The 13,273-nt window shown below is 71.1% G+C and carries 8 protein-coding genes; 5 read left to right on the forward strand and 3 right to left on the reverse strand.

Annotated features, from left to right (window positions below; translation table 11 throughout):
- Positions 1-39: 39 nt before the first annotated feature.
- Genes OG252_RS35600 through OG252_RS35610 form a run of 3 tightly spaced genes read left to right on the forward strand, consistent with a single transcriptional unit; the run spans position 40 to position 8,082 of the window.
- A complete protein-coding gene (locus OG252_RS35600; protein WP_329341334.1) occupies positions 40-6,561 on the forward strand; it encodes an RHS repeat domain-containing protein in 6,522 nt (2,173 codons plus the stop codon).
- Positions 6,562-6,619: 58 nt separating this feature from the next.
- Complete coding sequence (locus tag OG252_RS35605) at positions 6,620-7,462, forward strand: hypothetical protein (RefSeq protein ID WP_266440349.1); 843 nt, start codon at positions 6,620-6,622, stop codon at positions 7,460-7,462.
- Positions 7,463-7,503: 41 nt separating this feature from the next.
- Positions 7,504-8,082, forward strand: a complete 579-nt coding sequence (locus OG252_RS35610) for a hypothetical protein (RefSeq protein WP_266440350.1) — start codon at positions 7,504-7,506, stop codon at positions 8,080-8,082.
- Between the two features lie 42 nt (positions 8,083-8,124).
- Here OG252_RS35610 and OG252_RS35615 read toward each other — a convergent pair whose 3' ends face one another.
- Complete coding sequence (locus OG252_RS35615; RefSeq protein WP_266440352.1) at positions 8,125-8,784, reverse strand: TetR/AcrR family transcriptional regulator; 660 nt, start codon at positions 8,782-8,784, stop codon at positions 8,125-8,127.
- A gap of 68 nt (positions 8,785-8,852) precedes the next feature.
- Here OG252_RS35615 and OG252_RS35620 point away from each other — a divergent pair, with 68 nt between their 5' ends.
- Both OG252_RS35620 and OG252_RS35625 read left to right on the forward strand, forming a co-directional pair.
- Complete coding sequence (locus tag OG252_RS35620) at positions 8,853-9,953, forward strand: MFS transporter (protein WP_329341336.1); 1,101 nt, start codon at positions 8,853-8,855, stop codon at positions 9,951-9,953.
- Between the two features lie 23 nt (positions 9,954-9,976).
- A complete protein-coding gene (locus OG252_RS35625) occupies positions 9,977-10,342 on the forward strand; it encodes a hypothetical protein (RefSeq protein ID WP_329341338.1) in 366 nt (121 codons plus the stop codon).
- 8 nt (positions 10,343-10,350) lie between these two features.
- On the opposite strand, the gene OG252_RS35630 is transcribed toward OG252_RS35625, so the two are convergent.
- Both OG252_RS35630 and OG252_RS35635 read right to left on the reverse strand, forming a co-directional pair.
- Positions 10,351-11,769: an NADH-quinone oxidoreductase subunit N gene (locus tag OG252_RS35630; RefSeq protein ID WP_329341340.1), complete on the reverse strand. Its 1,419-nt coding sequence runs from the start codon at positions 11,767-11,769 to the stop codon at positions 10,351-10,353.
- The gene (locus tag OG252_RS35635; protein WP_266440358.1) at positions 11,766-13,271 is read right to left on the reverse strand and encodes a complex I subunit 4 family protein; all 1,506 of its coding nucleotides are present in this window, start codon (positions 13,269-13,271) and stop codon (positions 11,766-11,768) included. Before OG252_RS35635 ends, OG252_RS35630 begins: the two co-directional genes overlap by 4 nt.
- Positions 13,272-13,273 lie beyond the last annotated feature (2 nt).

The following is a 13,273-nucleotide window of genomic DNA, read 5'->3' on the forward strand; positions in this document are numbered from 1 at the left end:
CCGTGGCCGCGTCGCGGCCTGCCTTGACAGGGGTATGTCGTGAACACCGGTACGAGAGTGGCTCGTTGGCTGCGCGGCAGACGCGCCGGGATCGTGGTGACGCTCGCCGTCGCGCTGGCCACGGGGGCGCTGCCCGCCGTGCAGCCGGCGACCGCGGCTTCGCAGGCGAACGGCCTCGGCCGACCCGAGGTGCCGAAGCAGCGGGACAGTGACGTACGGGCCGTCACCGGCCTGGGCGCCAAGAAGGCGCGCGCGGCCGTCGCCGCGGCCCGCAAGGAGAACGCGGGCCAGGCCCGCCGGGCGGCAGCCGAACAGCGGACCACCTGGCCCGCGCCCGGCCGCGCCGAGGCCGCCATCCCCGCGGTGCGCTCCCGCAACGCCCCCGTCACCGCGGGCGGCCTCCCGGTCACCGTCGCCCGCGGCAGCGTCGGCAACGTGGCCACCGGTGACGCCACCATCCGCGTACTCGACCGCGAGGCGACCGCGGCGGCCGGGGTGCGGGGCGTCCTGCTCACCGTCTCGGCCACGCAGCCGGGCCGGGCCCGACTCGCCGTCGACTACGGCAGGTTCGCCTCGGCCTACGGCGGCGGCTGGTCCGGCCGGCTCGGTCTGCTGCGCCTGCCGGCCTGTGCCCTGACCACCCCCCAGAAGGCGGAGTGCCGCCGGGGCACCCCGCTGGCCTCCCACAACGACGTCCAGGACCAGACCGTCTCCGCCTCCGTCCCGATGGCCGCGGACGCCACGAGCGCCACCGTCCTCGCCCTCGCCGCCACCTCCACGACCTCCGCCTCCGGCGCCGGCACCTACACCGCCACCCCCCTGTCCTCCTCCTCGACCTGGGAGGCGGGCGGCAGCGCCGGCTCGTTCACCTGGTCGTACCCGATGAGCGTGCCGCCGGCCGCCGCGGGTCCCGCACCGTCGCTGCAGCTGTCGTACGACTCGGGCGGCATCGACGGCCGTACGGCGTCCACCAACAACCAGACCACCCAGATCGGCGAGGGCTTCGACCTGTCGGCGACCTCCTACGTCGAGCGGTCCTACGGCAGTTGCGACAAGGACGGCCAGGACGACAAGCACGACCTGTGCTGGAAGTACGACAACGCCTCCCTCGTCCTGAACGGCAAGTCCAGTGAGCTGGTCAAGGACGACACCACCGGGGTCTGGCGGCTGGCGAACGACGACGCGTCCACCGTGACCCGCTCCACCGGCGCCGACAACGGCGACGGCAACGGCGAGTACTGGACGGTGACGACCGGCGACGGCACCAAGTACGTCTTCGGGCTCGACAAGCTCTCCGGCGCCGGCACCGAACGCACCAACTCGGTGTGGACCGTGCCCGTCTACGGCGACGACTCCGGCGAACCCGGCTACGACCAGGGCTCCGCCTTCGCGAACCGCTCGGCCACCCAGGCCTGGCGCTGGAACCTCGACTACGTCGAGGACCCGAGCGGCAACGCGGCCAGCTACTGGTACACCACGGAGACCAACGCCTACGGCAAGAACGGCGCCGCCACCGCCACCACCGAGTACACCCGCGGCGGCTACCTCACCAAGATCCTCTACGGCCAGAACAAGGACACCCTGTTCACGGGCGTCACCTCCGACAAGGTCACCTTCACCTACGAGGAGCGCTGCACCGCCTCCGACTGCTCCGAACTGAAGGACTCCACCGCGTCCAACTGGCCCGACATCCCCTACGACGCGATCTGCAAGAAGGACGCCGACTGCGACGCGCACAGCCCGGCCTTCTTCACCCGCAAGCGGCTCACCCAGGTCGACACCTGGGCCTGGTCGGTCACCGGCGGCGCGTTCACGCCCGTCGACTCCTGGACCTTCGCCCAGGAGTACCTGGACGGCGGCGACATCGGCGACAGCACCGACCAGACCCTGACCCTGAAGAGCATCAAGCGGACCGGCAAGAACGGCACCGCGATCTCCCTCGACCCGATCACCTTCACCTACCAGATGCGGGAGAACCGGGTCGACGCCACCGACGACATCCTCCCGCTGACCCGCCCCCGCATCGAGAGCATCACCTCGGAGACCGGCTCGATCACCCGCGTCACCCTCTCCGAGCCGGAGTGCGTGCGCGGCTCCAACATGCCGGCCGCCGAGGACGACAACGCCAAGTCCTGCTATCCGCAGTACTGGGGCATCAACGGCGCGAGCGAGTCGAGCATCGACTGGTTCCACAAGTACCGCGCCCTCGCCGTCAACGTCTCCGACCCGACCGGCAAGAACGACGCCGTGGAGACCGCCTACAGCTACTCCGACCCGGCCTGGCACTACAACGACAACCCGCTGGTCGCCGCCGACGAACGCACCTGGTCCATCTGGCGCGGCTACGGCAGGGTGACCACGACCAAGGGCGTCGGCAGCTCCGCGACCAAGACGGTCTCGGTGTACCGGCAGGGCATGAACGGCGACCGGCTCCTCGGCTCCGACGGCAAGCTCGACGCCGACGCCCGCCGCTCGGCGACCGTGCAAGGCATCGGCTTCACCGGACTCGCCGTGCCCGACCAGACCGACAGCGACCAGTACGCCGGCATGCTGCGCGAGCAGATCGCGTACAACGGCTCCACGCCGGTGACCGTCACCGTCAGCGACCCCTGGTCGAAGAAGACCGCCACCCAGCACAAGTCGTACGCCGACACCGAGGCCTACTACGTCCGCACCGCCAAGACGTACACCCACACCTATCTGACGGCCACGGCCGGCTGGCGCACCACCACCAGCGCCACCACCTACGACGACTACGGAATGGCCGCCACCGTCGACGACGCCGGCGACACCGCCAAGACCGGCGACGAGTCCTGCACCCGCACCTGGTACGCCCGCAACGACTCCGTCGGCATCAACTCCCTGGTCTCCCGCACCCGTACGGTCGCCCGCGCCTGCTCGGTCGCCGAGACCTCCCTGTCCCTGCCGGCCTCGGCCGCGAGCCGCGGTGACGTGCTGTCGGACACCGCGACGTACTACGACAACACCTCCGCGACCGCCTGGAGCGCGAACCAGACCCCCACCAAGGGCCTCAAGACGTGGGGCGGCCGCGCCACGGCCTACCCGGCCACGGCGACCGGCGGCGAACGCAGCCCCACCGCCTGGCAGACCACCGGCAGCAGCACCTTCGACAGCCTGGGCCGCGTGCTGACCTCCACGAACGCCGGCGGCCAGACCACGAGCGTCGCCTACACGCCCACCGCGGCCGGCCCGCTGACCCGCATGGTCGTGACCAACCCCAAGACGCAGAAGTCGTACACCTACCACGACCCGGCGAGCGGCCAGATCACCAAGATCTACGACGTCAACACCAAGCTGACCGAGACGTCGTACGACGCGCTGGGCCGCACCACCGCCGTCTGGCTGCCCAGCCGCTCCCGCTCCGGCGGCCAGAGCGCCAACTACACGTACGACTACTCGGTGACCAGCGACAGACCGTCCTGGACCTCGACCGGCTCGCTCAAGGCCGACGGTGACACCTACAACACCAGTTACACCGTGTACGACTCGCTGCTGCGCACCCTGCAGACCCAGTCGCCCACCGCGCTCGGCGGCCGCATGCTGACCGACACCCGCTACGACAACCGGGGCCTGGCCTACGAGACGTACGCGGAGATCTTCGACCAGGACCACACGCCGACCGGCACCTACACCCGCGCCGAGTACGGCGAGGCCCCCAAACAGACGGAGACCGCCTTCGACGCGGCGGGCCGCCCCACCACCAACACCCTCTACATCTACGGCGTCAAGCGCTGGTCGACCACGACCAGCTACACCGGTGACTCCACCGCCACGACCGCCCTGTCCGGCGGCTCCGCGGTCCGTGACATCACCGACGCGCTCGGCCGCACCGTCGAGCGCCGCGAGTACGCCGGCACCGCCCCCTCCGACACCGACTACGGAGCGAGCAGCGGCGCCCCCTACACGAGCACGCAGTTCAGCTTCACCCTCGACGGCAAGGAGAGCACGGTCACCGGCCCCGACAGGACCAGGTGGAGCTACGTCTACGACCTCCACGGCCGCCAGGTGTCCGCGACCGACCCCGACAAGGGCACGACGAGAACCGAGTACACCGCCCTGGACCAGGTCGCCAAGGTCACCGACGCGCGGGGCGCGTCCCTGCTCTACGACTACGACGTCCTCGGCCGCAAGACAGGGGAGTGGACCGGCTCCAAGACCGACGCCAACAAGCTGACCGCCTGGGCGTACGACACCCTCGCCAAGGGCCAGCTGGACTCCACGACCCGCTACACGGGCGGGGTGAGCGGTTCGGCGTACACCAAGAAGGTCACCGCCTACGACGCCCACTACCGCGCCACGGGCACCCAACTGGTGCTGCCGTCGAACGACGCGCTCGTCACCTCCGGCGCGGTCAAGGCCACGCTCGACTTCTCGACGTACTACAACATCGACGGCACCCAGCAGTACATCAACGAACCGGCGGCCGGCGGCCTCGCGAGCGAGAAGGTCAGCTCCGAGTACAACGGGGTCGGCCTGCCCACCAGCCTCTCCGGCACCTCCGGATACGTGCTCGGCGTCACCTACTCCGCGCTGGGCCAGACCGAACAGCTCACGCTGGGCACCTCCGCCGCGACCGGCACCAAGAAGGCCTACCTCACCAACACCTACGAGGAGGGCACGGGCCGGCTCACCCAGGCGGTGCTCACCGACCAGACCCACCCGTACGAGCTCCAGGAGCTCAACTACGCGTACGACGACACCGGCAACGTCACCTCCATCAAGGACCCGACCACCCTCGGCGGTACCTCCGCCGCCGACAACCAGTGCTTCAGCTACGACGGCCACCGCCGCCTGACCGAGGCCTGGACCCCGGCCGACGGCAACTGCGCGGAGTCGGCGCGCACCACGGCCGGCCTGGGCGGACCGAGCCCGTACTGGACGTCGTACACCTACACGGACGCCGGCCTGCGCGCGACGGAGACCACGCACACCACCTCCGCGACCACGAAGAAGTCCTACTGCTACAGCACCACCCAGCCGCACGCCCTCACCGCGACCACCACCGCCGCCTCCTGCACCGGTGTCACCCCCGTCTACGCCTACGACTCCGCGGGCAACACCACGGGCCGCCCCGACGGCACCGCCACCCAGTCCCTCACCTGGTCCCCCGAGGGCAAGCTCGCCGAGCTGAAGGAGGGCACCGCCGCCACCGGCTACGTCTACGACGCCGACGGCAACCTGCTCATCCGCCGCAACGCCGCCGGCGAGACGGTCCTCTACCTGGGCACGACAGAGGTCCACCTGGACAACAACACCGGCAAGTCCTGGGGACAGCGCTACTACGGATTCGACGGCAGCGCGGTCGCCCTGCGCAGCAACAAGACCGGCACCGACACCCTGTCCTGGCTGGCCGCCGACCAGCACGGCACGTCGAGCGTCGCGCTCAACTCCGCGACCCAGGCCGTCACCAAGCGCTACACCACGCCCTTCGGCGCGACCCGCTCCGGCGGGACGGGCAGCTGGCCCGACGACAAGGCGTTCCTCGGCAAGACGGCGGACGCGAGCACCGGCCTGACCCATATCGGGGCTCGCGAGTACGACCCGGCGACGGGCCGCTTCATCAGCGTCGATCCGCTCCTGGAAACCGACAAGCCGCAGACTCTGAACGGCTACACCTACGCCGCCAACAACCCGGTCTCCTTCTCCGACCCGAGCGGTGAGGCGCTCATGGAGTGCATGACCGGCGAGATCAAGTGCCGGGGCGGCATGCCGATCTCCAACCAGAAGGACCCCGACTCCGGCTCCAAGAGCGGAAAGAGCGGTAAGGGCGGCAGCGGCAAGACGGTCGTCCGCAACGGCGGCCAGAGCAACGTCGGTTCCGCCTGCGGCCTGACCTTCCACATGAGCGGACACGACGCGGCCGTCTGCCAGTCCGGCTACGCGGCACAGGTCTGGGTCATGGAGCACAAGATCGAGGGCTATGTGACGGTCGACGTCGGCGACGGCGGCACGACGGCCAACAGCATCCCCGGCGCGAGCGGCAACGACACGGGCAACGACGGAGCCGCCGACGTCATCCTGTGGACGAAGGACAAGGTGTACATCTGGGAGGTCAAGCCGGGCAACGCGTACGGCAAGACCGACGGCCCCAAGGACCTGACCAGGTACGTCGAGGGCATGAAGGACTACCTGGACGACGAGGGCGACGACCGGGACGTCGAGCGCGGCCCAGGCCTGCTGTCCGGCCGGGCGGCATCCCGGGAGGGCATCGTGAACGTCTGGTCCAAGGCGGAGTACCCGGGCATGCGGTTCTACGGCAGGAACGACCGCAAGAATCCCACGCCCAGCCCCAGCCCCGTCCCCAAACCCGGCGCGAGCACCCAGGCTCCGGTCGAGGAACCCGCACCGGGGACGGTCGACGCCCCCGTCCTGGAACCCGCGCCGGGCCCGACCGGAGTGGCCTCCGCCGGCGGACCGGCAGGCGGCTTCGAGATCTCGCCGGGCGCGCAGAAGGCCGGAGCGGGAGCGCTCGTCTTCACCGGCGTGCTGTTCACGGTCGGTTTCTTCTTCAACGGGCTGACCGGAGGGGCCTTCGCCTAGCCCGACCGCCGACATAGGGTCGGTGCCGTACGACGCGCTGGACCAGGGAGGACCCCGAGTGGAAGACGAAGCACCCAGCATGGACGTGACCCTCTGGGCCACGCTCGACGAACAGGCGGGCGCGCCGCGCGGGGACCTCCTCGTCCACTGGTTCCGGACCGCGATCGACTTCTTCTTCTCCGGCGAGGCGAAGGAGCTCACCGACTCGTACGCGGTCGTCACCGAGTCCATGAGCGGCGGGCGTGACCTGCGGCTCAAGGACATCCGGCAGAACTGGCCGGCGCTCGCCGCCGAGCTGCGCTCGCACCCGTTCTACGCGAGTGCCGGCTTCCACGCGACGTCGGTGGACGAGGACGAATGGGTCGACGACGTCGGGCGCATCGGCAGCTCGCACGAGGGCCGCGGCGGAAGCCACACCGGTCTGTCCGCGGCCCTCAAGGCCGGCGACCGGATCGGTGACCCGGAGTTCTGCGCCCGCCTGGTCGACTTCCTGAGCACCGCCCTCGACGGCGCCGACCCGGTCTTCGCGCGCGTGGACCACCTGAACTTCCACGACACCACCGACCTGGAGGCCGCCCTGCGGCGCCCCCAGCGCAGGTCTCTGCGCGAGTCCCGCACCCACCTCCGCGGCTACTCCTGGGTCACCGGCGTGCCGGGCGAGCTCGCCGCCCGGCTGGGCGGCGCACGGCGCCTCGCGGCGACCGGCGCCTTCCACGCCGTACGGGAGCTGCCCGGCGGCGGGCTCCTGCTCCAGGCGACCGAGACGCTCGCCGGGTACGACGACCGGGCCATGCGCGAGGTCTTCCGGGCGCTGGCACCGGTGCTGGCGCCCGGCATCCCGGGCGACGACCCCGCCCGCCCGAACCTGCGGGTCGTCTTCGAGGACGCGAGCGGGGTCTGAGCGCCTGCCATGCCGGAGCCCGCCCAGTGACGAGACACTTCATGACCTCGACCGCGCGACGCGTTCTCGCCATGGCGGCGGTCTCCGCGGCGACACTCGCCCTGTCGTCATGCGTGGACAGCCGTATGGAGCCCCCACCACCGTCCGTCAAGGTGACCGCGCAGGACGTGTACGGCACATGGCGTGGCTGGGAGGGGAGTTCCCTGACGCTGCGACCCGAGGCCGAAGCGTCGACCGTGAAGCTGGACGGCCAGGAGTTCGACTTCGACGACGCCTGGAGAATGACGGGGACGGGCACCTGGCGTCTGCAGAGGCCCGGCACGTACCGAGGCGGGAACACCGTGGGCGACGGGTCGGTGATCCACCTGGAGGTGAACACCGCCGACGGCGCGGAGGGAAGCCGGACGTCGGCGGGAACGACGAGCCAGGCACCACTCGCGTCCGGAACGCCCAACGCGAGGGTCGCGGCCTCCCGCACCGAGCCGCCGCCGGCCCGCTCGACCTGGGACCTCGGCGTCACCAAAGGGAAGCAGGGAGAACTGCTGCTCTTCTTCCTGACGTCGGACCCCGACGTGCGGGACACGTACTACCTGACGAAGGACGGTACCGAGTCGTCGTAGCGGGTACGAATCCGCTTCGGGCGTGGGCTCCATCAACGGCGTTCACGCCTGATCCGGCCGGTACGAGTAGTGGTCCAGGAACATCTCCACCCCGTGTGCGATCAGCCGGTCGGTCAGGTCCGTGTTGATCTCCGTGCCGTACGTGCTGAAGACCAGGTGCGGGAAGAGCAGCAGTGAGTAGAGCTGGAGGATGGCCACCTCGATGTCGGGGATCGTGAGGCGGCCCTTGGACACGAGGTGTTCCAGGGCGCCGGCCATGGCCGGGTGGTGGCTTCCGGGGGCCTGGTGCTGCCAGGCGGCGCCCAGGTCGGGGAAGCGGTGCAGCTCGCGGGCGACCAGGTTGCGCATGGCCAGGACGTCGGGGTTCTCGCGGACTTCCTTGACCCAGGCCTGGGCCGCCTCGGTGAGGGCCTTGCGCAGGTCGTCCGCCTCGGCGAGCTGATCGATGGCGGGGGCCAGCGTGCCGCTGAGCGGGGCGTCCAGTGCGTCGGCGACGACGGCGGTGAACAGGGCTTCCTTGCTGCCGAAGTGGTTGTAGACGGTCACCTTGGACACGCCCGCCTGCGCGGCGATCAGGTCCATGCCGGCCGAGAAGCCCTCCTTGAGGAACGTCTCCCGTGCGGCCGCGATGATCGCCGCCCGCTTCTGCTCGGCCCGCGCTCCGGAAGGGGGGCGCCTGGCGTCGGCTGCCTCGTGGTTCATGGCCGTATCCTATCGCCAACTGAACTGAACAGTTGAGTTCAGTTCTAATGAACTGTACCGTTCAGTTCATGAGTGCTTCTCCTGATTCGCATGCCCACGCACACGCCCGTCCGGCCGACCTGCCGGCCCGACATCCACACCGCTGGCGGCTGCTGGCCCTCCTCTGCCTCGCCCAGTTCATGCTGATCGCGGACGTGACCGTCATCAACGTCGCCCTGCCGACCATCGGCGAGGACCTCGATCTCGACGGCTCGGGACTCACCTGGGTCGTCACCGCGTACACCCTCTTCTTCGGCAGCCTGCTGCTGCTCGGCGGGCGGCTCGCGGACGCGGTCGGCAAGCTGCGGGCCTTCCTCGCCGGGCTGACCGTCTTCACCGCCGCGTCCATAGCGTCCGGGCTCGCCGCGGGCGGCGGGATGCTCATCGCCGCCCGTTCGGCCCAGGGGGTCGGCGCGGCCCTGATGTCACCGGCCGCGATGGCCCTCGTCACGGCCCTGTTCCACGGGCCCGACCGGAACAAGGCCCTCGGCGTCTGGGCCGCGATCGGCGGCGCCGGATCCGCCGTGGGAGTGCTGCTCGGCGGGGTGTTCGTGTCCGGGCCCGGCTGGGAGTGGGTGTTCTTCATCAACGTGCCCGTGGGACTGGTCGCGCTCGTCGGCGTGCCGGCGCTGCTCGGCAACTCCCGTGAGCTCGTGGCTCCTTCCGGTGGGGGCGGCTCGCTCGACCTTCCCGGGGCGCTCACCCTCACGGCCGCGCCCGGCCTGCTCATCTACGGCCTGGTCCAGGCCCGCGACGACGGCTTCGAGGCGCCGGGCGCCTGGCTGCCACTGCTCGGTGCCCTGCTGTCGGCGGCCGCCTTCGTGGTGGTCGAGCGCCGGGTACGCGAACCGCTCGTACGGCTTGCGATCTTCGCGCGGCGCTCGCTGGTCGGCGGGAGCGTGGTCATGCTGGCCGCCTCCGGACTGCTCATCGCGAGCTTCTTCCTCAGCTCGTTCTACGTCCAACACGTCCTGGGATTCAGCGCGTTGAAGACGGGTCTGGTCTTCCTGCCGGTCGCCGTCGCCATCACGATCGGGGCGCACGCGGCCTCGCACCTCGTCGCACGGCTCGGCTGGCGCCCCGTGGGCGTGGTCGCCTTCGCGCTGACCGCGGTGGGCGCCGCCCTCTGACCGGCCTGGACGCGGACAGCGGCGTGTGGACGGAGCTGGTCCCCGGGTTCGTGCTGCTGTCGCTCGCCCTCGGGACCGCCTTCGTCTGCGCCACCACCGCCGCGATGAACGGGCTGCCGCACGAGGACATGGGTCTGGCCTCCGGCCTGGTGAGCACCTCGCACGAGCTCGGCGCGGCGCTCGGTGTCGCCGTGATCTCGACCATCGCCGGGGCGAGCCTGGAGGGCGGTGGCGCGGGGGCAGGCGCGGACGCGGTGGCAGGAACGGGCGGCTTCGACAACGCCTTCACCGCGTGCGCGATCATCGCCGCGGTGGTCGCCGCCCTGGGTGCGCTGCTGTTGCCTGCGGGGCGGCCGGACCCGTCGCAAGGGCCGGTCATGGCCCACTGACCGGCGCGTCACGCCGCCAGGGCGTCCAGGACGGGCCCGGCCGCCAGGCCGAGCCCGACTGAGACCGCCGCGGCGGCGTACGCCACGACGCGAGCCGTCCGTTCCCCCTCGACCGCCGCCGCCTCCGACGACGAGCCACCGCCCCGCGAGACCGCGGGCACGATCCACCGCAGGTAATAGAAGAGCGAGGCCACGGTGTTCGCGGCGGCCAGCGCGGCGAGCCAGGCGTAGCCGCCGTCGAACACGGCACTGAACGCCTCGAGTTTGCCGAGGAAGACGGCGGTGGGCGGGGTGCCGACCAAACCCAGGAGACAGACGACCAGGCTCGCGGCGAGCAGCGGACGCTCCCTGGCCAGTCCTCGATAGTCCTCCAGGCTCTGCGCACGCGGCAGCGCGCAGACGACGGCGAAGGCGCCGAGGTTCGTGACCGTGTACGCCGCGAGGTAGTACAGCAGGGCCTGTTGGGCGAGGTCCGAGCGTCCGGCGACGGCCACCGGCATGAGCAGGTACCCCACCTGGCTGATCGTCGAGTAGGCGAGCAGCCGCTTGACGTCCTGCTGGAAGAACGCTCCGAGATTGCCGAGCGTCATGGACGCGGCCGCGAGGACCGAGACGAGCGCGGCCCACGGCAGCGTGCTGTCCGCGAAGACCGCCTCGCCGAGGCGGAAGAGCGCGGCGAGCGCGCCGATCTTCGGGATGGTGGTGAGGAGCGCCGCCACCGGCGGGCTGCTGCCCTGCACCGCGTCGGGCACCCAGAAGTGCGCGGGCACGCCGCCCGCCTTGAACAGCACGCCCGCCAGCAGCCCGATCGCCCCGGTCGCCAGCAGCGCCTCGGGCGCGTCCCGGAAGGCGTCCCCGAGCATCGGGTAACCGGTGCCGCGCCCGGCCGCGTACAGGACGGTGATCCCGGTCAGCAGGAGTACGCCGAGCAGGGCGCCGATCACGTAGAACTTCAGGGCGGCTTCGGTGCCCGGCCCGTCCTTGCGGAACCCGGCGAGGGTGTAGGAGGGGATGCTGGCCAGCAGGTACGCGGAGGCGAGGAGCAGCAGGTCCTGGGCCCCGGCCATCATCAGCGCGCCGAGCGCGGCCAGTTGCAGCAGGACGTAGAACTCGCTCTCCCGCGGGTCCCCGCGCAGCGGGCCGAAGGAGACGGCGAGGACGAGGAGCGTGCCGGCGAGGACCACGATCCGGGAGGTGCTGGTGACCGGGTCGACGGTGAAGGCCTCGCCGAAGGCGGTCGTGGCGGGCTCGGCGGCGGCCACCGAGGCGGCCACGATCCCGGCCACGCAGGCGAGGACCGCCAGCAGACCGACGCACCACTGCCGGGCGCGCGGCAGCCAGGAGCCGAGCAGCAGGCCGAGGACGGCGGACGCGGCGAGCAGGACCTCGGGGAGGAGGTCGAGCGGGTTCTCGTTCATCTCGGTCATCGGGCGAGCAGCTCCAGGACGGACCGGGAGGCCGGTTCGATGACGTCGAGCAGGAAGCGTGGTGCCACGCCGAGGACGACGGCCAGCACGAGCAGGGGTACGACGGCCAGGGCCTCGTGCACGCGGATGTCGGGGAACACGCGGGGCGTGCCCGGCGCGTCGGGCAGCCGCAGCGGCCCCGTGAAGACCTGCCTCAGCGCGCGCAGGAACAGCCCGGCCGTGAGGAGGATGCCGAGCACCGAGAGCGCCGTGGCCACCGGCCGTGGTCCGAGGCTGCCGGTGAAGATCTGGAACTCGGCGATGAAGCCGGAGAACCCGGGCAGCCCGAGGGAGGCGAAGGCCGCGACGCCGGTCAGGGCCGCGAAGGCCGGGGCCGCGGCGGCGAGTCCGGAGTAGGCGCCCATGTCGTACGTCCGTCCGCGCTCGTACAGCACCCCGGCGAGCAGGAACAGCGCGCCGGTGAGCAGTCCGTGGCTGACCATCTGCGTCACCGCTCCGGTGACGGCGAGGGAGCGGGCCTGCTCGGAGCTGTCCGCCGTGGCCGCCGCGGCGCCGACCGCGAGGACGACGTACCCCATGTGGTTCACGGAGGTGTACGCGACCATCCGCTTGAAGTCGGTCTGGGCGAGGGCGACAAGGGCGCCGTGGAGGATCGAGATGACGCCGATGACGACCAGGACGATCGCGTAGCGCCGCCAGGCCTCCGGGAGCATGGGCATGGCGATGCGGACGAAACCGTACGTGCCCATCTTCAGCAGCACCCCGGCGAGGATGGCCGAACCCGCGGCGGGTGCCTCGACGTGGGCCGGCGGCAGCCAGGTGTGGAAGGGCACCGTCGGGGTCTTCACCGCCAGGCCGACCACGACGGCGAGGAGCACGAACGCGCCGTAGACGGAGCGTCCGGCGAGCGGGTTCTGCTCGGTCAGTTCGACCATGTCGAAGGTGTGCGGCGACGCGGCGAGGTACAGGCCGATGAAGCCGAGCAGCAGGGCGAGCGAACCGACGAAGGTGTAGAGGAAGAACTTCAGCGCGGCCCGGGCCGCCTGCCGGTGCCCCCAGCCCGCGATGACGAAGTACATCGCCACGATGGACAGGTCGAAGAAGACGAAGAACAGGATCAGGTCGAGGGCCACGAACAGGCCCAGGCAGGTGGTCTGGAGGAAGAGGAACAGCGCGGCGAACTCGCGGATACGGCGGTTCTCGCGCAGTGAGTACAGCGCGCAGGCCAGGAAGAGGAGGCAGGTGAGGGCGAGCAGCGGCAGGGAAAGCCCGTCGACGCCGACGTGGTAGCCGACGCCGGCGCTCGGGATCCAGCGGGCGCGCTCCTCGTACTGCATGCCGCCGCCGGTGTCGTACCCGGCCCACAGGGCGACGACCAGAGCGAGCTCGGCGGCGGACACCGCCACCCAGACGGCGCGGAACACCACCGGTGTCGTGCGGCGGGGGAGTGCGAACAGCAGCAGGGCGACGGCCGTGGGCGCGAAGACGAGGGCGGTCAGCAAGT

Origin of the sequence: Streptomyces sp. NBC_01352, from assembly GCF_036237295.1 — a bacterium.
In the GTDB taxonomy this organism is placed as follows: Bacteria; Actinomycetota; Actinomycetes; order Streptomycetales; family Streptomycetaceae; genus Streptomyces; species Streptomyces plumbiresistens.